This window comes from Agrobacterium sp. O3.4, assembly GCF_041414895.1.
GTDB classification, from domain to species: Bacteria; Pseudomonadota; Alphaproteobacteria; order Rhizobiales; family Rhizobiaceae; genus Agrobacterium; species Agrobacterium cucumeris.
This window is the reverse complement of the sequence record NZ_JALPZP010000004.1, coordinates 280023-300206: the sequence shown is the minus strand read 5'-3', so window position 1 is coordinate 300206 and position 20184 is coordinate 280023. Positions and strand designations below refer to the sequence as shown.

The window sequence follows — 20184 nt, the reverse complement described above, 5'->3', positions numbered from 1 at the left end:
CCTGAAGGCCGCAGGTTCAAATCCTGCCCCCGCAACCAAATCCCCTACAAAGACTATCATACAATAAAATGCCCTCCCGCCGCGGAGGGCTTTTGCGTTCCAAGCACTCAAACCTATGCATCTTCTGAAAGGCGCCGCCATGACATGTGGTCGAGGCATATACAACGTGGCAGTATGCCAACGCCGCTTCTCGATAGGCCGGAAGCGTCAAGGCCAAATGCTGCCCTATATATGCGCAATTGGTCGCGTGCCACCGTAGATGCCCTTACGAGAGGAAATAGCTAGGATAGAGTATTGCTCAGTGGAAGCTTAGGGATAGTGAATAATTATATCCAATAAAAACTCGTCACGACTAATACGGCGATATAAAGTAATTTAATTTGTGTAATTATGGATTGTCTATAAATCTGAATAGATTGCCTCTACCATTGATAAGTACCTCTTATCGAACGTGACATGATTATATTGAGGGCATTGGGAATAAATAACTCTGTTTTCACAAATCCGATTGTATGGGTATCCACGTGAAGCCCGGCGGGGATGTTGCCAAAAGAGGTATTCAGATTTCTCAACCGCGTGCCGTTGGGAATGCCAGGTTATCCTACCCACCCAATTCAAGGCAGATCTAGATGTTCAACTCAATCGTTACCGTCGAACAAGCGGCAGATCTGCTGCGCCCTCACCGCACGAAAGCTATCCGACTTGAGCGCGTCTGGCCCCCGCATCAAAAGACAAGTCTCCTGTCGCAGATTGGGGGAAGCCCCAATTTCCCACCGGACTGGAGCTGGCCGAAGATCGACTTTCCAGACTCGACGTCAGCCTCGCTCGACTTCTTGGCTCAGATAAACCTCGAAGAACTTCCAGACATGGAAGACCGGGACCTCTTACCCAGGGAAGGCATGCTTTACTTCTTTGCGCTGTCCCTATCGCACGAGCCTCTGCAGACATTTGGCAGCGATGCGTGGCGCGTTCTCTACTATCCTCACGCTCCCGATGGTCTTCCGGTCAGGGATGCGCCTGATGATGCCGGATGGGCAAAGGATTACATGTATTATAGCCGCATGCCCGGTTGGGAATATCGTGAGCCTGGAGCAAGCCCGGCATCGCTCTTCCCGAAATGCCCGATCCGTTTTGCGATCGCTGAGCTCTGGGCAGAACCGGAATTTACAGGTCCTGACGATCCAGCGTTGGGGCCGTTCGCCGCGACTTTGCTCAGCCAACAGATGGTCTGGGAACCTGAACCTCTCGGACTTACTGATCGACTTATGAATCTCGCCAGGCGGTTTGGGAGGCCGGGGAATTTAAAGGTGCCTGCCGCTTCTACGCGCAGGAATAGCGTCGATTTGCGTGAGATGAAAATGAAAATGCTCGTTCGGGACTGTCTAACGCTGGTCATGCGTGATGAGGATCGTGGAGGTTACGATCAGGATAAAGTCTTGGAGGACATCAGCCTCCCTTATCGTGCCGATGACGCCATCCTGCTTTTGAATGCGGTCCGCAACGATTGGCTCGAGAACGTCATGCCCATCAAGACCGTGTTGAATAGCGAAGGTAAATATTCTGACGATCTGTTGCTGCGCTAGGAGGCCTGGAGAGCTCAAGCAGTTGATCTCACGCAGACACTTGTCGCAATCGGCAGGCAAACGAAATTGTCCGACGAGCAACGCGAGAGGGTCAACGATATGCTGAAGCAACATGGGCAACTCCGGAAGGAGGCGACCTCTTGCGGTCTCATCCCATATAACCATTTGGCTCTGCGAGCATCTCTTCAGCCGCTGATGACCGCCTTCCCTGATATCGCCAATGAGGAAACGGAGCTCCTTGCGAGCTACGATCCCGCGCGCGATCCGCTCCTGAATGGCCCGGCCGCTCATCTGATGCTAAGCAAAGTCGGCGGCATCCAGTCCGATTTGGACCCTGATGAGGTCTTGCTCCTTCAGCTGGCAAGCGACTGCGATGGACCGCGCTGGAAATGGTGGGACCTCGGCGTTCTGAGATTCTCAATTAAGAAGGATGCACTTGCGGCAATGCGCTTCGATCTGGCGCAAGCGGAAATAGAGGGTCACTGAATGGCAACGTAAACTTAACGGGATGTGGAATCCGCTGTGCGATGAGGGGGCATGACAGATCGAGATCCTCTCTACCGTCGGTATCGCTATCCCGCTGAGGTCATTGCTCACGCTGTGTGGCTGTATTTCCGTTTCCCTCTCAGTCTGCGAATGGTGGAGGACCTGCTGGCAGCGCGTGGGATCATCGTCTCACATCAAACGATCCGGCTTTGGGCGGAGAAATTCGGGCGAACCTTCGCCAACGAGATCCGTCGAGGCTCGTCCGGTCGGCTTGGTGACAAATGGCATCTCGATGAGGCCGTCGTTTCGATCCGGGGCAAGAAGCACTGGCTGTGGCGCGCCGTTGATCAGGACGGTTTTGTCCTGGAGGTGCTCGTGCAAAATCGCCGCAACGCCAAGGCGGCCAAGCGCCTGATGCGTAAGCTGTTGAAGAGCCAGGGCCGAGCACCGAGAGTGATGATCACCGACAAGCTTCGCTCTTACGACGCAGCAAAGCGTGACATCATGCCGGCTGTCGAGCACCGCTCGCATAAGGGCCTGAACAATCGGGCGGAGAACTCTCATCAGCCGATCCGACGGCGTGAGCGGATCATGAAACGCTTCAAGTCACAGCGACATCTACAACGTTTCGTATCGATCCACGACCCGATTGCCAACCTGTTCCACATCCCACAACACGACATCCCCTCCAGCCATCATCGCGAACTGCGTTTGGAGGCGTGGAACCTGTGGGCGAAAATTGCAAGAGCATGACCGACGAACTCCACCGGCGCCATGAATTGCCCTATTTGCCTTTGAGTTTACGATGCCCATTCCCGGTTAGCTATTCGATTTACTGCCGAGAGGCAGACACAGTGGCGTGCCATCGGCGGGATGCGGAATGACCATCGCCTCGACGCCGAAAATGGCGTTGATGAGGTGTGGGGTCAGCAGGGCGGAAGGGCTGCCTGTGGCGAGTATGCCGCCATCTGCAAGGGCAACCAGGTGGTCGGCATATTGCGCAGCGTGGTTGAGGTCATGCACAACCATGACGATCGTTCGGCCTTCGTCTGTGTTCAGCTTTCTCAGGAGGTCGAGAATTTCCAGCTGATGGGCGATGTCGAGATAGGTCGTCGGCTCATCGAGCAGGAGGAGCGGAGTCTCCTGCGCCAGCGCCATGGCAATCCAGGCGCGCTGCCTTTGACCACCCGACAGCCGATCGAGCTCGCGCTCGGCAAGCTCAAGAAGGCCGGTGGAGGCCAGTGCCTGTTCGACAATCTCTTCGTCGTGCCGGCTTGGGCGCGACAGGATGCCTTTATGCGGATGGCGACCGAAACGGCAGAGTTGTCTGACGGTCAGCCCATCCGGAGATACCGGGCTCTGCGGCAACAGGGCAAGCGATTGTGCAACCGTTCTTGCGGCCATCGTTCTGATTGGTTTGCCATCAAGATAGACCGTGCCGGAGGAGGGGTGAATGACACGCGCCAGCGTGCGCAGCAGTGTCGACTTGCCGCTGCCGTTTGCGCCGATCAGGGCTGTGATTTTCCCGTCCGGTATGGCGAGATCGACATCGTTCAATACAGGGGCGGCGGCATAGCCGACGGTGATTTTTTCGCAGTGAAGGCGTGTCGGGTGGGCATCAGCCATGGCGACCTGTCTCCTTGATCAATAGAAAGACAAGATAGGGACCGCCGATCACAGCGGCGACGATGCCGGCGGGAATTTCATTCGGCAGGGCGATCACCCGGCCGATCAGATCTGCCGAAGAAAGGGCAAGGGCGCCGACAAGGGCGCTTGCCGGCACAAGATGGCGTGCGCGGCTGCCGACGAGAATACGTGCGGCATGCGGTGCGATGAGCCCCAGAAACCCCATGCTTCCCACAGCTGCGACGCCACCGGCGCAGAGGAGAACGGATATGAGGATCAGGCCGCCACGCAGGGCAGGTGGTGAAATTCCGATGCTGATCAGCGTATCGTCACCGAAGCCGCCGGCATCCAGCCGCAGCGCAGAATAGATAACGGCCGGCAGACAGGCGAGGAGCCAGAGCGAAAGGAAGAGCCCATCGCGTGCCGTGCTGCCATAGACGCTCCCAGCAAGCCAGACCATGGACTGGTCGGCGCGGGAAGGGTGGAGCACCATGATGTATTGCATCAGCGCCTGGGCAAGCATTCCGAGAGCGACGCCCGTCAGCGCGAGCGAGGCAACGCCACCAAAGCGCCGACCGATGAAAAGGAGCGCGGCCGCGCCGAACAGGGCGCCGGCGATCACGCCGAGCGGTACCGACCAGCTCACCCAGGCCGGTGGTGTAGCGAGCCCGGCGAGAAAAGCCCCTAGCCCCGCCCATTTGGTGATGCCGACGACATCCGGGGAGGCGAGTGGATTGCGCAGCGCACCCTGCAGGAAAACGCCGGCAAGGCCGAAGGAGAGACCTGCCAGAAGGGAGACGGCGATCCGCGGCAGACGGTATTGCATCACGATGAAGGTGTTTTTACCGCCGCCGAGCGCATCGAGAACCTCGCGAAAACCGAGCGTGACGGCGCCAGCCATAATGCCCAGAAGAGCGATGGCCGCAAGCAGCAGAAAAAGGATGCCGCAGACGCCGATGGCACGCGCGTCTGCCTGTCGCTCCAGCGCGCGGCTCATACACTCCTCCGGCGGTTAAGCAGCAGAAGAAAGGCGGGAGCGCCGATCAGGGCTGTCACGATGCCAACGGGTAGTTCAGACGGAAAGGTGGCGATACGGCCGAGAAGATCGGCGGTGTTGAGCAGGAGCGGGCCACAGAGCAGGGAGAGGGCAAGGACGGTTGCCTGGTCGCTGCCGACGAGACGCCGGACGATATGCGGCACCAGAAGGCCGATGAAACCTATGGGGCCGCTGACGGCGACGGCCGAGCCAGCCAGGACGACGATGAGAACCGCAGCCAGTCCGCCGACGCGCCGCGCATTCTGCCCGAGTGACACGCCGGTGCTTTCATCGAGCGACAGAACGCCGAAATGCCGCCCGGCAACAAGCGCCAATCCGCCACCCACCAGCGAGAACGGGAGGATCGTCCAGACCTTGGACCACTGCGCGCCGTTGACCGAGCCGGCGAGCCAGTAGACGATGTCCTGCGCCGCATTGTTGGCGATCAGGATCGCCTGGACGAGGGCGGACAGCACGAGCTGGATCGAGATGCCGGCAAGGGCGAGTTTTATATCGTTCATCGCCCCGGATACCGAGAGCGCCCACATCGCAAAGCCCACGATGGCAGCGCCCACGAAGGCCGGCCAGACTGTGCCTGCTCCCCGAAGCGCCGGAAAGGCGATCAGGCAGACGACGATGGCAAGCGACGCGCCGGCATTGATGCCGAAGGTCTGCGGCGATGCCAGCGGGTTGCGTGTCAGGGTCTGGATCAGGACACCGGCTACTGCCAGATTGGCGCCGACCAGAACGGCAAGAAGGACGCGCGGCAGGCGGATGTCCCAGACAAGTGCGTTTTCTGGCGACCCGTCGGGAGCCACCAGAAGTCGCAGAGCCGTCATTGGCGACAATTGCGATACGCCGAAGGCAATCCCGGCGATCACGCTTGCGGCCAGAAGCACGATGAGAAAGGCTGCGACGAGAAGTGGCCGCCGTGTTTTGTTGTCCGGGCCTTTGGAGGCCATCGCCGTCACGATCCCTATCCCGCCCTGTAGACCTTGGCCAGCAGCTCCCGGGCGATCATTTCGGCAGTTCGCAATCCGCGGAACCGGGCGAACTGGTTGCGATCGACCTCGAAGACCATGTTGCTTCGGATTGCCGCGATGTTGGCCCAGGCGGCATTGCCCTTCCATTGGTCAAGCGCGGTGCCGCCCGGGTCGGTAGCGACAAGCAGGATGTCGGGATTGACCGCGATCAGCCGCTCAAGGCTGGCCCCGCTCTCCACCGGATCGGAGGACCGGAGGGCGGGCACGAGGCCGAGAGCCTCAAAAACCGAGCCGGTGAAGGATGACGAGGTATGAAGGCTCATCGAATCCGGCGTCGCCACCGCAAGCAGAATGCGTCGCTGTTCACCGGGCGGGATGCGCGCGACCAGTGCGGCGATGGTCTCATCGTGCGCTGCAAGCACCTGCTGGCCCCTGTCGTGTTCGCCGAGGGCGTCGGCAATGGTGGCCACGCTCTCCTTGATGGTCCTGTAGTCACCTTCCCAGCTATTCAGAACGATGGTTGGCGCAATGGCACTCAGCTGGCCATATATGGCGGCGTGCCGTACCTCATCCGCGATGATCAGGTCCGGTGCAAGGGTGCTGACGAGTTCGAGATTGGGTTCAAGCCGAGTGCCGACCGAGGCGTAATCGATGCTCTTGCCCAGCAGCAGCTCGATGCGCTGGCGCTGGTTGTCGTCAGCTATGCCTGCGGGAACGACGCCAAGTGCATCGAGAGCCTGCACGAAGGAGAATTCCAGTGCCACGACGCGGCGTGGTCTGCCGACGATTTCCGTCGAGCCAAGCTGATGGGCGATGCTTCTTGGTGCCTCTTCGGCTATGCCGGTTCGTGAAAACATGGCCGACGCGATCGTCGAAAGAAGCAGGATGCCTGTTGTTCTGCGAGTAAAGGTAATCATCGATGGTTCCGGAGAGTGCGGCAGGCCGGTACTATACCGGCCCGCAAATTTTACGCGATCAGAAAGCAACCGAGGCACTGACAAAGAAAGTGCGTGGCTGGCCGACGAACTTGCCGCCATTGTTGTCAGTTGAGCGTGTGAAATACTCGTTGTCGAAGAGGTTTTTCACGCCGAGTGCGAATTTGGGGGCGTTCTTGTTGTTTTCCGGCTGGTACGCCAAGCGCAGGTTGACGGTGCCATAGCCCGGTATGTCGCCAAGGCGTCCGGTAGAGTCTTCTTCCGTGACATAGGTTGTGCCGCTTCCGGGGGAGCGCTGCTTCGACTGCGCCGTGACATCCGCATTGATGACCCAGTCTTCATATCGGTAGCTTGCGCCGACGGTGCCGAAGTGGCGAGAATAAAAGGGAAGATCTTTCCCCTTGAAATCTCCTGCTTCGTAAACGGCTTCCGTATAGGTGTAGTTCGCATAGACAGAGAGCCCGTCCAGCGACGGGGTGAGGCTGCCGAGATCGTAACGCCCCGCCGCTTCTATGCCCTGGTGGGTGGTTGCGCCGAGATTTGTCCACACGCCTTCACCGACGATGTTGCGGCTGAGCAGCAGTTCCTTGTCGAAATCGATGTAGAAGGTCGTCAATTCCGCGCTCAAGGCATCGCCCTGATAATGCGTGCCGATTTCATATGTCTTGGCCTTTTCAGGATTAAGGCCATCCGTGGTCGAGGCAAGATGGCTATATTGCTGAGGCCCGAAGGAAACACCGGCATTTCCAAAGACGCTCCAGGCATCATTGATCTGGTAGGCGACGGAGAGCGTGGGCAGCAGTTCGTTCGCGTCGAATTGCGGCGAGCGCGATGCGGTGACGACACCACCGGCGAGGTCATTTACGGTGTTATTGGTGCTGATCATCTCGTAGCGGACGCCGGGCGTGACGGTCCAGTTGCCGAACTGGATCTTGTCGTCGATATAGATGGCGTGTGCCTTGGTGCCGCCCTCGCTGGTCTGGTAGGTGACCATCGGACGCGTATGGGGATTGTAGCCGGGAAGGCGGTCGTAATATGCGGTGCGCGCTGCCACCTCGGAGCTTTCCTCCCATAGATAACGATAGCCGACAGTCACCTCATGCGTGGTGTCGCCGATGTCGAACAGGCGCGAGTAGCGTGGTTCGATGCCGAAATATTCATAGTCGCGCGGTGCCGAAGTCAGACGGTAGCGGTTTGCGCTTGCCCCTGTTCCCTGCTGTTCGACGAAGCTGCCGCGGAACGAATTTACATAATAGCCGAGGATCTCGAAGTTGTTTTCGCCATCATTGTGCTGATAGCGCAGCGAGATATCATTACGGCGTCCATTGAACTCGTCGTATTGCCGTGTCGACTGGAATGGGTCTGCCGCATATTCACCCGTTGTCAGGCCCCCTGGCATTTGCCCTTCGCCGCTGTAGTGGTGATATTGCAGGCTCAGCGTGTCCGTATCCGAAAATTCATATTTGCTCTTGAAGATCAGGTCATCGATATCCGTGCGGTCGTTGCTGTCACGATAGCCGGTGCCATGAATGCCCGAATAGAGAAGTGCGGCCCCAAGCCCGTCATCATTGGTCCCGCCGATCAGGAAACTCGGTGTTGCCTTGGTACCTCCGCCGAATTCAGCGGAGGAAGACATGCGAACGGTGACGTCATCCGGGATCGGGTGTGTCACGAAATTTATGATTCCACCGACATTCTGCGGTCCATAGCGTACGGAGCCTGCCCCGCGCACCACATCCACGGTATCGACATTGCCCAGCACGAGAGGGAATAGCGACAATTGCGGCTGGCCATAGGGAGCGTAGGACAGCGGTATGCCGTCCATCAACACGGTGGAGCGTGGTGAAAGGCGCGAGGTGAGGCCTCGAACACCGAGGTTGAGAGAGACATCACTGCCGCCGGTGCCGGCACTTTCCTGCACCTGGACGCCGGGTATCTGGTTGAGGGCGTCACGAATGTCGACGGCGCCGCGCTCTTCCAGCTCCGTTTTGTCCATGATGGTGCGAGCGCCGGGGTGCTTCAGCACCTTTTCCTTGTTGGGCTGCTCCAGCCAGTTGCCGGTAATGGTGATGGCTTCTAGGACGGTTTCGCCGCCTTTGGCGCTATCCTGCGCGAAAACGCTGGCGGGTGCGAAGGCGACCGAAGCGAGGAGAACGGAATTTGCTAATCTACGGTAGGAAATCATCAGGGCCCCAGACTGAAAGCAGGACAACAAAATTCCTTCCGTGCCGGTACGGCGCGGTAAAGGGATCATCGGTTTGAAATGGTGTGTGGGAGCGGTTGCTTGAGTGCTTCCGCTAGAAAATGATTTTTCGACTATATTTCATGAGTGCCCCTCGACGGAAAATACGGGATCGGCCGCTGTCGCCCGCGGTTATGTCGTCACCACTACATTATTGAAGTGTGGATATCAATAAAACATTACTGATATTCTCATCTTTTTGAATGGCGCTTTCGAGATCCGCTATTGCGGTATCTGTTCGCGCAGCCGCGCGAGGCGCTTTCGGCTCTTGAGCGCTCGGTCCTGATTACGCGTAGCAATGCCATAGGCAAGAATATCGGAGGTAACGACGGCGCCGAGCGTCCAGCTTGCAAGTCCCGCCGCGGATCCGACGCAAGTCAATACTGCGGAAACCCTGTCGCGATAAAGCTCCGTCAGCTGGACGCCGCATACCAGGATGACACGACAGCCGATGTCGCTGACCTGATTGACGATGAGCCGCAATTCGGCCGTGTCGCGGGCGACGTGGAACAGAATGACGACGTCCTCCTGCCGCAGATCAACCAACTCGTTGGCGAGCGAAAAGCCGGACGATCCGGAATGACGGGTTCTCAGTCCGACGCGGCTGAGTGCTGTCGCGCAATGCCTTGCTTCCACCTCGGATCGTCCCATGCCCAGGCACCACACGGTATCGGCGGCATCGAGCAACTGGATCGCATTCGCAAGCGAATCGATCTCCAGTTTTTCTTCACATGAGGTCATGATCTCATGGGCTGTGGAGAAGATACGTTTTTTGATCCTGCCCAGATCGTCACCGGTGGCGCGGAACCGCTGCGACAGCCGTTCCGTGGTTGGAACGCTTTTCGCCATGTTGCGGCTGGAGAGCCGCTTGAGTTCCGGCAGGCCGGTGAAGCCTAGCCGTCGCGCCGCACGAATGACCGTTGCGTCGCTCGTACCGCTCTTGGCGGCTATATCTTCTGCGCTTTCGAAGATCAGGACATCGATCGGCGTTGCCAGTAAATATTCGGCAACAGCCAGTTCCGAACGGCTGAGTTTCGATTTGTGCTGCTGAAAGCGGTTCCGCAACACCATATGATTGTCGTCGCTCATGCCATTCCCGTTTTGAAAATGAAGTACTCACGACAAACTAGATAGCTGACAAGCCTTTCCATCGAAACAGGAAATCCGTTCACCGATGAGAATGAGCGGCGAAGGGATGAGCGGGCGCCAGCTTGGATCGCGGCACCCGGCGATTTTCATATCAGTAATCCGAGGCGAAGTTCAGGCGGAAACGCGCAGTCTGAACCGGGCGAGGATATTGCCTTCACACCACATCGGAAAATTGGTGCCCCACTTATTATTGTGCAAATTGAAGCGGATGCCGTCGGCGAAGCTCGGGCGTTCCCGGCAGAACGTCATGAAATCCCAGCTTGCGGGTGCAACGAGTGGCGTATCCAGGGGCTCCATGGTATATTGCGGCCCGTCCGGCAATATTGCGCGAGCAGCGGTGACCGCCTGGAGCTGAGCGCCGCCGCTCTCGGCGGTGTTCTCCGCCTTGTGCCAAAGGCCCATCTTCTTGAGGTTCCAGGCGATATCACCCTTCGGAGTAAACGACAGGAAACTTGCCTCGGGCATGCGGTTGGCAGGTTTTTCATGCAGGACGAATGTCAGCAGCAATGCATCCTGATCCTGTGCCAGCCGCATTGAGACGGTCGGCGGCGCGCCATATTCGGCCGTAGCGAGCGTCGGCAGGGAGAGGAGCAGGCTATCGCCTTCTGCGGCCAACAGCTTTGGCAGGAAGGTCTTTGACAGACCGGCGCCGGAGGCGGCAAGGCCGGGCTTGTCATGGTCGAGAACCGCCCATTCCTGCCGGTGCGTAAGATAGGTATCCATATGACGGGCCACGTCGTTGGCGTCGTAGCTTTCATATCGATAGCTGATAAGCGACCCGTCGCCGCCTTCGATGCGATGGCCTGATGGTGCAATTATGGTGACGATATCCCCGGTCGCAGGATTGATCTCGGCCGACCATGCGCCGGCCTTCAGATTGCCTTCGACGGCGTGTGGCGAGGGCGCTGCAGGCGGTGTCACGGCAGCAATGGCTGCCTCCGCCTCGGCATGGTCTTTCTCATCCAGCGCCGACATTGCCTGATCGAGATAGTTTCGCTGCTCCTGCCATGAGGCTTCGGAATAGGTAAAGCGGTGGTCGCTGAGACGCGCAGCATCGAAATCCTTGCGTGACCAGGCCTTGTCGTCACGCAGATAGGATTTGATGTCGACGCCGCAGGTATGCTCAGCCACCATGGCAAGACCGCGGCCGAAGGCGAGGCGCGAAGTGGTGAGGCCATCGGCTGCGAAACGATCATAGACGCCTTGCAGGGCGAGGAAGCGGGATATCTTCTGCGGATCGGTGGCGCTGCCATGAAGCCAGCTGTCCGCCAGTTCGAGATCGATAACAGGGAAGCGTTCGCGCTCTTGCCACATCAGCGTGCCGTAATCCTCAAGGGTGGCTGCCTGGACAACCGCCTCGGGTTCGCGATGGCGCATTTCACGATAAGTTTCAGCCGTCTGCGGCACGCTCTGCGGGCCGATATTGTCGCTGGTATGGGCAAAGCCGAGACCATCCGCCATACCCTCGGGGAAACAGGTTTCGCCATAGGAGCGCTGATACATGACGACGATTTCCTCGCCGCCCGGTGCGCGCCAGCGGAAGATATCGGGAACTTCCGGCGGGGGTGAGGCTGTGTTGACGCCAAGATGCAGGAAACGAATGCCGGCTTCGGCAAGCAGCGGCACCATGCCGAGCGTGTGGCCGGGAACGTCGGTCATCTTCGCTGCGATTGTTTTGGTTGCGAAGCGGCGATCCAGTTCCTGCGAATAGGAAAGCCCGGCGCGGAAGAGATGGGGCGACATCAGTTCCGTATGGGTGGTGAAGGGCACGCCGTGCCAGCGGATCAGGCCGCGCTCGATCGCTTCTTCAAGCTTTGCGACATCCGAGGCGGGGCGGGTATTGAGATAATCCCAGATCAGCCACGCGCCCGTCGTCCAGATGAACTTTGGCTCCTCGGGATTTTCTGCATAAAAATGCGCCCCGGTCTCGATGGCTTGCGGGATGAAACGTTCATGATATTGCCTGCGGACCTTTTCCGCGTGGTCGGTGAAGCCAATGTCGAGATGGGTCTTGAAGACCAGGTGCACGCGCTTTTTTGTCATATCTTTTCCGTTTAGCCCACGGTGCCGCGCACGACGAGACGCGTGCCGAGCGTTTCGACCATGGGGTCTGCGTCGGGAGTTTTGAGCCGCCTCAGGATGAGGCGGACGAGGGCCCGGACGCGATCTTCGAGATCGATCCGGACTGTGGTGAGGTTGTAGCTCTTCCAGTGGGCCTGCGGGATGTCGTCGAAGCCGACGACCTTCACGTCGCCTGGAACAGAAAGGCCGAGATCATGGCGCAGTGCGTCGATCGCGCCGAAGGCGCCGACGTCATTGGCGGCAAAGATGGCATCCGCGCCATCACCGACACGGAAGAGGTCGAGTGTCGCGCGGTAGGCGGTATCATAGGTATAGTCACCAGCGACGACGATCGGTGGCTCCATGCCCCGTTCGGCGAGAATTTCGGTAATCATGCGCTCACGCTCGTTGTTTGCGAGCGATTGTTGCTTGCCACCCAGATAGGCAACACGGCGCGCGCCATAACCCTGCAACAATGCAACCGCCTGCTCGATACCTTCTCTCTGGCGCACCAGAAGACGGTCATAGATGCTGGAGGCAGGTTTTCCGGAAAACTCCGTAGCGTCGTCATAGATAACGTAGATCGGCACCGCGCGGTCGAGAAAGCCGGTCAGTACGTCAGGTGCGATATTTTCCGTGAACGCGATTACCGAATCCGGGTTGAAGCCGCGCATGTAGGTCAAGAGGGTCTGGTCCATGCTGAAATCGGCCTTGGCCTTGAAAAGCAATGTGGCAAAGCCCTCTGCCTGCAATGCCGTCGTCAGCGCGTCAATTTCCTGGCTTTCCCATGGGCTGCACACATCAGGCACGATCATGCCGACAAGGTGCGAGCGGCGCGTGACCAGCGACCGCGCGGCCATGTCGGGCGTGTAATTCAATTCGCGCGCCACCTGCAAGATGCGGTCGCGCTTTTCCGGCTTCAGCGAGGCATTCGGGTTGAATGCACGCGATACAGCGACCCGGGAAACATTGGCTTCGCGCGCCACGAGGTCGGCGGTCGCGCGGGCTGCTTTTTTGCTGTTCAGTTCATCCATAGATCGCACTCGGCGCCAAAATGAAAACGTGTTCATTTATGAATTGCCCTTTTGGCGATGTCCGTCAAGCTTGATGTGGTGAAATTACGATAAATCTGGTCAAATTCTTCATTTTTATGGTTCGTATTCAGGTTTGTAATTTTTTCTGACGGACGCCCTGTTGACAAAAATGAAAGCGTGTTCATTCTTGATGATGGGATGAGGCGGGGACCGGAGGAGTTCTAGCTTGCCGGATCCTCAAAAAGCGCGCGCCGTCGCGCCGAACTATTTTTTGGGAGGACTTTCAATGCGCAGGAGCATCAAAACTCTGTTGTTGGGTGCCACAGCAGCAATCGCACTGTCGGGCCCGGTCTTGGCCGCGACGGAGCTCAACATTACCTGCCGCTGCGTGATCGGCGGTGTTAATTCCGGCATGGCGGAATGGATCCAGAAGGCCGTTATTCCCGCCTTCGCGGAAAAAATGAAGGCCGATGGTAAGGACGTCACGGTCAAGCTGACCCAGTTTGGTGGCGAGGACGAGCAGCTGACGCAGCAGCTCGCGCTTGATTTCTCCACTGGTGCAGGCCCGGATATTTCCAATTTCGACGGTTTTATGATCCCGAGCTTCGTGCAGGGCGGTCTTTTGAAGTCGCTCGAGGAGATTGCCGGCCCCGCGGCGGCCTCCTGGGAGGGCTGGAATCACATCTCGGAAGGTTCTCAGGCCCTGATGAGCTATCAGGGCAAACCCTATGGCATTGCGCTTGGTACCGACGCACGCATGATTTTCGTGCGCAAGGACGTGTTCAAGACGGCTGGCATAGACGCCGACGGCTGGCAACCGAAGTCTTGGGACGAACTCCTCGAAGCCGCCCGCAAGATCAAGGCTGCCGATCCTGAAAGCTTCCCGCTGCAGCTGAATGCCGGTGTTTCCATGGGCGAAGCCACAACGATGCAGGGCTACTGGATGGCGCTGCTTGGCACGGGGGAGCAAGTCACCGATGAAAACGGCAAATACATCGTTTCCAGCCAGGGTATCCTCGATACGCTGAAACTCTACAAGACAATCTATCTGGACGAGAAGCTCGGAGACCAGCGGGCTCAGCTTCTGGCCGATGGCCGTAACCGCAGCTTTGCCAATTTCCGCAATGGAAAAACCGCCATGCTGGTCGAAGGCGACTGGTTCTATCGCTCCGTCACCAAGCCGGGCGCCGAATTCGAAGTCGCTGACCGCGACAATGTCATGACCTGGAAGAAGATGCCTTCCGAAAAGCCCGGCCGTGGCCTGCGTGGTCAGGATTTTGTCACCATGTCTGGCGGCACCGGTTTTGTCATCAATCCCAATACGGATACGCCGCAGGAAGCCTGGGAACTGCTTTCTTTCATGAACAGCAAGGAACAGCTTGATGCCTTTCAGGCGATCCAGCCTGCGATCCGCATCCGAAATGACGTACCGATCCCGAATTCACCCTTCCTGACGGAAACCGCCAAGACGTTGCTGCCGATCACCACCGCGCGCCCGAATGACGCGAACTACAACAAGGTTTCCGCTGAAATTCAGCGCATGACCGAACGCGTGGTTTCCGGCGAGCTCTCGCCGGAGGATGCAATGGCTCAGTTCAAGACCGCCGTGATCGGTATCGTCGGTGCAGAAAATACGGTTAGCCGCCTCTGAGGCATAACGGACTGCGTCTGACCGACTGCCGGTCAGACGCAATTTGCGACGGATCGATGTGATCCGCCATGAGGTAAAAAAGCATGAAAAACTTCTCGCTGCTTTCCACGCGGGCAGGCGCTGTCTTTTTGGCTCCTGCCGCCGCGCTGGTCGGCATTTTTGTTATGGTCCCGTTTTTCTGGGTGATCTTCGTTTCCTTCACGAACCGAACGCTCATTGGGCGCACGGCAGTCGATCCGGATTTCGTCGGCCTGCAAAATTATTTCACGTTGTTTAATCCGGATACGTTCTTCACACGCGGTCAGTTCGGCTTTTCCTTCCTCCTTACGCTGCAATTCGTGCTGCTTTCTGCGCTTGCCGGCCAGGCGCTGATTGGCCTGGTGCTCGCCTGGCTCAGCCAGGCCGTATCGCCGGCATTGAAGTCCTTCCTGCAGACGGCGGTCATTGCCGCATGGATATTGCCGGAAGTGGTCATCGGCTTCGCGTGGTTCGCCTTTCTCGATTATGATAACGGCACGCTGAACATGATCATGCGCGGCCTTGGCCTGCCACCCGGCGACTGGCTTCTGCAGCAGCCTTTCTGGGTGATCGTGTTCTTCAACACCTGGCGCGGCGCAGCCTTCTCAATGATGCTGTTCAATTCCGCCTTTCAGTCCATCCCGCCGAGCTATTTCCAGGCAGCGGACGTGGCGGGTGCAACCTCCTGGCAGAAACTTCGCGACATCGCGCTGCCGCTCATCCGCGGCCATGTCGTCACCGACCTCATCCTCATCACCATGTGGACTTTCAACGTGTTTACGCCATTCCTGCTCACCAATGGCGGGCCGTCCTACCGAACGGAACTGCTGTCAATCTACACCTATCGTATCGCATTCAAGGATTTCGAGTTCGGCAAGGGTGCTGCGGTCGGCGTCATCATCATGCTCGTCAACCTCGCCTTTGCACTTGTCTATCTCCGTATCGCGCGCAAGAAAACGGCGGAGGCTGAGTGATGCAGATCTCCGGAAGCGCCTTTAAACGCCGTATTCTCTTTTCCGTGGCAGCATCCCTGCTCGGAGTGGCCTTCGCCCTGCCGCTCGTCTGGTTCATCTTCGCACCGTTCAACGCCCGCGCCGAACTCGGACTTGCAATTCCCGAACCGTTCACGCTCTCGAACTTCATGACGGTATTCGAGAACACCTTTGCAATGCGGGCCCTTTTGAACAGCCTGATCCAGTCTTTCGGCGGGGTCATTCTGATCGGCGCGGCAGCGACGCTTGCTGCTTATGCCCTTTCTCGCTCGTCAATTCCCGGTAAAGGGGCGGTCACCTACACGCTTCTGCTGTTTTCTTCCGTTGTGTCGGGTTCGGCGGCGATGGTGCCGATCTTCCTGATCATTTCTGCGGCCGGTCTCATCAATACCCATATCGCCGTCATTCTCGTTTTTGCGGGCGGGCTGCTGCCGACGGCAATGTTCATTCTCCGCGATTTCATCGATGCCATCCCGCGTTCCTACGAGGAAAGCGCCATGGTGGCCGGTGCCTCACCGTTGCAGGCTTTCTTCGACGTGGCATTGCCGGTCATCCGGCCGGGCATCGTGGTCGTCGTGGTCTGGGCATTCGTCAATATCTGGGGTTCATTCCTCATCCCCTTCATCCTGCTGCGCAGCGATAGCCTGATGCCGGCCTCGGTCGCGATCTATTCCTTCTATTCGGAGGCGGGCACACCGATCGTCACGCTGCTTGCTGCCTATTCGCTCATCTATTCGCTCCCCGTCATCGTGCTTTACCTCTTCGTGAACTGGAAGTTTGGTTTCCGGTTCTTTGGTGGCATCAAGTCGTAATCGGAAATCAGTTTCATGGCCTCTGTCGAATTCCAGAATGTCTCCAAGAGCTTCGGTCACTTTCATGCGGTGCCCGACATCAGCTTTCAAATATCGGACGGCGAGTTCGTCTGCCTGCTCGGCCCGTCCGGCTGCGGCAAGACGACGAGCCTGCGCATGATCGCCGGCCTCGAAACGCCGACCTCGGGCAAGGTGCTGATCGGCGGCAAGGACGTCACCTATCTGCACCCCAAGGACCGCCAGATATCGATGGTCTTTCAGGACTATGCGCTTTATCCGCACATGAACCTTGCCGACAACATCGCCTATCCGCTCAAAGTGCGCGGTGAGAGCGAGGAAAAGCGCCATGCCCGCGCCAAGCAGGTGGCCGACGTGCTCAAGATCGGTGATCTGATGAAGCGCCTGCCGAGCCAGATTTCCGGCGGACAGCAGCAGCGTACATCGCTGGCACGTGCGCTTGTTTATCCCAGCCAAGTCTATCTGTTCGACGAGCCGCTTTCCAACCTCGATGCCAAGCTTCGTCTTGAAGCGCGCGGCTTCCTCAACCACCTGCAGCGCGACATGGGCATGACGGCGGTCTATGTCACCCACGACCAGGCCGAGGCCATGGCGCTTGCGACCCGCATCGCAGTCATGGACAAGGGCCGCATCGTTCAGTTCGCACCGCCCATCGAGATCTACCGGCGTCCGGCCACGACCTTCGTTGCCAACTTCGTGGGCAACCCGCCGATGAACCTCGTGTCGGCGGACGCCATGGTTGCCGATGGCAAACTGCAATTGCGCGCCGATGGCCTGGCACTGTCGGGCCTGCCTGTCTCCGACGCCATTGCGGCGGCCGCAGGCAGCGGCCGGATGACGCTTGGCGTCCGGCCCGAGCATTTGCGGATCGCCCAGGCCGGTGATGAAAACACCATCACGGGCAAGCTTTTCGCCAATGAGAACATGGGCCCGGAAAGCCTTGTCACGATGGAACGTGAGGATGCCGGCCGGGTGACCGCCCGCATTTTCACGGACGATGAGATTCGGGTGAACGACGTCGTGACGCTCGCCTTCGATATCCGCCACGTCACATTGTTCGATGGCGCCGGCATACGCATTCCGGACGTCGGTGAGTAAGACGGGAAGTGTGATGACCAAAATCAGGGTTCACGTCAGTCGCGCCGACCAGTCGGCCGATCCCTACTTCTATGTTCCCTTCGATGTCTTGCAGGGTGTAACACGTATCGATGTGACGATGGCCTATCCTAAGGCCGAGGATTGCGTCATCGATCTCGGCGTGCTCGATGCCACGGCGACGGACTACCCGTCAGTTGCCGGTTTCCGTGGCTGGAGCGGTGGTGCACGCGATTGCTTCTTTGTTGCGACCGATGATGCAACGCCCGGCTATATCCACGGCGAGATGCCGGCCGGCACATGGAAAATCATGCTCGGCCTGCATAAATTGCCGGAAAACGGCGCCGATGTCGTCGTAACTATCCATTGCGACAGCGCGCCGCGCAGACTGGAGCCGCAGCCGGAGCGCCGCTTTCCGCGGCGGGAAGGGGCGGGGTGGTATCGGGGCGACCTGCATTGCCACACCTTCCATTCCGATGCGCTGGGCTCGCCGGAGTTGCTGCATCAGGCTGCATTGCAGGCCGGTCTCGATTTTCTCGCTATTGCCGACCACAACACCATCACGCAGCGTCGCTACTTCCATCCGCAATCCTCGGCGGACCTTGTCTTCATCCGGGCGATGGAGATAACGGCCGCAAACGGCCACGCCAATGTCTATGGTGTCGATGAATGGATCGATTTCCGCATGACCAAGCCGGAACATGCCCATACGCTCACCCGGCTGGTGCATGAGCGCGGTGGGCTTTTGTCCATCAATCACGACAAACCCACCATTCAATGGGATTACGACCTGCCCGAGATCGACTGCATGGAGGTCTGGCAGTCACACTGGATGGCATGGAACTGGGTGTCGCTCGGCCGCTATCAGCAGCGACTGGCTTCGGGTCTGAAGATCTCCGCGATCGGAGGCAGCGATTTTCACCAGCCTGCGCAACTCATGCCCGAGGGCCCGCTCGTGCTTGCCCGCCCGACGACGGTGTTCTGGCTGGAGGAACTGTCGGAAGATGCTATCCTCGCTGCGATGAAGGCGGGTCGCGGTTATGTGACGGAAAGCCCGACGGGGCCGCATCTTGCGCTGACGGTGAACGGCCAGCCGATGGGCTCGACGGTTTCAGGGCCGGTCATTGCAGAAGCCGATGTGAGGGAGGCCGCTGGCGATCTGCTCGTCTGGATTGACGCAAGCGGCATTCTCACCACCCAGACCATTGAAACAGATATGTGGAAAGGCACTTTCTCCGGCGAAGCAAAGACCTTCCTTCGTACCGAAATCGTCGCTGTGCGTAGCCGCGAAAGACTGATTACCGATTTCATCGCAGCTCAAGTAGGACACTCACTTCCTTGGCAGCTTCAGGGCGCCCACATACAGGATCAACAGGTCTGCCGGGCAATTAGTAATCCGGTTTACCTTGAAGAATAGGTTGCTTCGTGAGGTGAAGGTAGCTGGCTCGTCCCCGGAGCGCGGGCACAAGAGCAGCGCAAAATGCTGCGATAAGTTCGAACGGGGCGTGTATTGGTGGTGGCCTACCGGTTCCACCTGAGCTGGAACCTCAATCTGTTCTCATCGGGGCTGTGTTCTTCACTGTGAAAATCGGTGACGGGTCTCTTCGTGCTGCGCGCTCCGGCATGGCGGAAAGGATCGGACTGCTCAACACAAGGATATATAGACCCATGCTCCATCCAGTATCATGCTGATGATGGTGCCTCTGGTGCCCAATGTTGAAATGGCCGTTGCCCTGCTTGTCGGGTGCATGCTGGTTTCGCAGATCCACGCGCAGGGCGGGCCAATCGTATATGGCCGTCACGTCAATTGTTTTGAACGCGTTGCAGCAGCTGGCATTACCAATGTCGCCCGGGCAGCAGCTTCGGCGATCTCGCCAGTGATCAGCACTGCCTCCGTCGCCTCTATGAGCAGGAACTGGCTGGGAAATGGGCGAAAGGCTTTTGAGGCTGGAGCTAGGAGTGGAAGCGCTGACTTCTGTGGATGTCAGCAGGGCAACTGAGGTAAATAGGCTCGCAGTTGTCTTTCTGCACCCGACACGTTTGCTTTGGTGACCGCGCAAGCTCGAGGCTGGGGGCTGCTTACCGAAGCGCAGTATTATGCGAACTCGTTGGCGACAAACCGTCAAGGTGACGCGCGACCCAGGCGCAATTGAAGCGGTCTTTGCCAAACTCGAAGCATATATGCAAGCACGCGCCATCGGAAGTATTGACGCCCCAGACAAGCCGCCAACGGCAACCAGATTTTAACGATTTCTGACGAACATGATAGAGTTCGCGACATTTCTATGATCGGGTTGCCGAGTGAGAACAGGAACCACAGTGCGTTTGACCGACGAAATCTGCAAGTGTCATGCAATTCCTGGCCGGTAATGGCATTCAACGCTGACGTCGCTTTTCTCAGGTTTTTGGGCAAGCAGCCTGTGTAACTGAATTCGCCGGGTGTCCAATCTTTCCCCATTGTCT

16 protein-coding genes are annotated in these 20184 nt (G+C 58.3%); 8 read left to right on the top strand and 8 right to left on the bottom strand.

Annotated elements, in window-relative coordinates; all coding sequences use genetic code 11:
- Positions 1 to 629 precede the first annotated feature (629 nt).
- The 3 genes from M0412_RS20245 to M0412_RS20235 all read left to right on the top strand — a co-directional run bounded on the left by M0412_RS20245 (position 630) and on the right by M0412_RS20235 (position 2822).
- Positions 630 to 1583, top strand: a complete 954-nt coding sequence (locus M0412_RS20245) for a DUF1963 domain-containing protein (protein ID WP_269701384.1) — start codon at positions 630 to 632, stop codon at positions 1581 to 1583.
- Positions 1584 to 1649: 66 nt separating this feature from the next.
- Positions 1650 to 2069, top strand: coding sequence for a DUF1963 domain-containing protein (locus M0412_RS20240; protein ID WP_142842608.1), 420 nt, complete (start codon positions 1650 to 1652; stop codon positions 2067 to 2069).
- A 51-nt stretch (positions 2070 to 2120) separates the two neighbouring features.
- Positions 2121 to 2822 carry an IS6 family transposase gene (locus M0412_RS20235; RefSeq protein WP_142842607.1) on the top strand — a complete coding sequence of 234 codons (702 nt, stop codon included), beginning with the start codon at positions 2121 to 2123 and terminating at the stop codon, positions 2820 to 2822.
- A 66-nt stretch (positions 2823 to 2888) separates the two neighbouring features.
- Here M0412_RS20235 and M0412_RS20230 read toward each other — a convergent pair whose 3' ends face one another.
- From M0412_RS20230 to M0412_RS20195, 8 genes are all read right to left on the bottom strand, one after another.
- Positions 2889 to 3695, bottom strand: coding sequence for an ABC transporter ATP-binding protein (locus tag M0412_RS20230; RefSeq protein WP_142842606.1), 807 nt, complete (start codon positions 3693 to 3695; stop codon positions 2889 to 2891).
- A complete protein-coding gene (locus tag M0412_RS20225) occupies positions 3688 to 4692 on the bottom strand; it encodes an iron ABC transporter permease (protein WP_142842605.1) in 1005 nt (334 codons plus the stop codon). The genes M0412_RS20230 and M0412_RS20225 overlap by 8 nt, the downstream gene beginning before the upstream one ends.
- Complete coding sequence (locus M0412_RS20220; protein ID WP_142842625.1) at positions 4689 to 5693, bottom strand: iron ABC transporter permease; 1005 nt, start codon at positions 5691 to 5693, stop codon at positions 4689 to 4691. Before M0412_RS20220 ends, M0412_RS20225 begins: the two co-directional genes overlap by 4 nt.
- Positions 5694 to 5707: 14 nt before the next feature.
- On the bottom strand, positions 5708 to 6631 hold the full coding sequence (locus M0412_RS20215; protein WP_142842604.1) for an ABC transporter substrate-binding protein: 924 nt from the start codon (positions 6629 to 6631) through the stop codon (positions 5708 to 5710).
- Positions 6632 to 6689: 58 nt separating this feature from the next.
- Positions 6690 to 8834: a TonB-dependent siderophore receptor gene (locus tag M0412_RS20210; RefSeq protein WP_269701389.1), complete on the bottom strand. Its 2145-nt coding sequence runs from the start codon at positions 8832 to 8834 to the stop codon at positions 6690 to 6692.
- Between the two features lie 279 nt (positions 8835 to 9113).
- Positions 9114 to 9980, bottom strand: a complete 867-nt coding sequence (locus M0412_RS20205; RefSeq protein WP_269701391.1) for a MurR/RpiR family transcriptional regulator — start codon at positions 9978 to 9980, stop codon at positions 9114 to 9116.
- Between the two features lie 171 nt (positions 9981 to 10151).
- Complete coding sequence (locus tag M0412_RS20200) at positions 10152 to 12083, bottom strand: DUF5054 domain-containing protein (RefSeq protein ID WP_269701393.1); 1932 nt, start codon at positions 12081 to 12083, stop codon at positions 10152 to 10154.
- 11 nt (positions 12084 to 12094) lie between these two features.
- Complete coding sequence (locus M0412_RS20195; protein WP_153793600.1) at positions 12095 to 13135, bottom strand: LacI family DNA-binding transcriptional regulator; 1041 nt, start codon at positions 13133 to 13135, stop codon at positions 12095 to 12097.
- Positions 13136 to 13421: 286 nt separating this feature from the next.
- On the opposite strand from M0412_RS20195, the gene M0412_RS20190 reads away from it, so the two are divergent.
- From M0412_RS20190 to M0412_RS20170, 5 genes are all read left to right on the top strand, one after another.
- Complete coding sequence (locus M0412_RS20190; protein ID WP_269701395.1) at positions 13422 to 14786, top strand: extracellular solute-binding protein; 1365 nt, start codon at positions 13422 to 13424, stop codon at positions 14784 to 14786.
- Between the two features lie 83 nt (positions 14787 to 14869).
- A complete protein-coding gene (locus M0412_RS20185) occupies positions 14870 to 15778 on the top strand; it encodes a carbohydrate ABC transporter permease (RefSeq protein WP_269701397.1) in 909 nt (302 codons plus the stop codon).
- Complete coding sequence (locus M0412_RS20180; protein WP_142842597.1) at positions 15778 to 16608, top strand: carbohydrate ABC transporter permease; 831 nt, start codon at positions 15778 to 15780, stop codon at positions 16606 to 16608. Before M0412_RS20185 ends, M0412_RS20180 begins: the two co-directional genes overlap by 1 nt.
- Positions 16609 to 16623: 15 nt before the next feature.
- Positions 16624 to 17724, top strand: a complete 1101-nt coding sequence (locus M0412_RS20175; RefSeq protein ID WP_142842596.1) for an ABC transporter ATP-binding protein — start codon at positions 16624 to 16626, stop codon at positions 17722 to 17724.
- Between the two features lie 13 nt (positions 17725 to 17737).
- A complete protein-coding gene (locus tag M0412_RS20170) occupies positions 17738 to 19138 on the top strand; it encodes a CehA/McbA family metallohydrolase (RefSeq protein WP_142842595.1) in 1401 nt (466 codons plus the stop codon).
- Positions 19139 to 20184: the final 1046 nt, after the last annotated feature.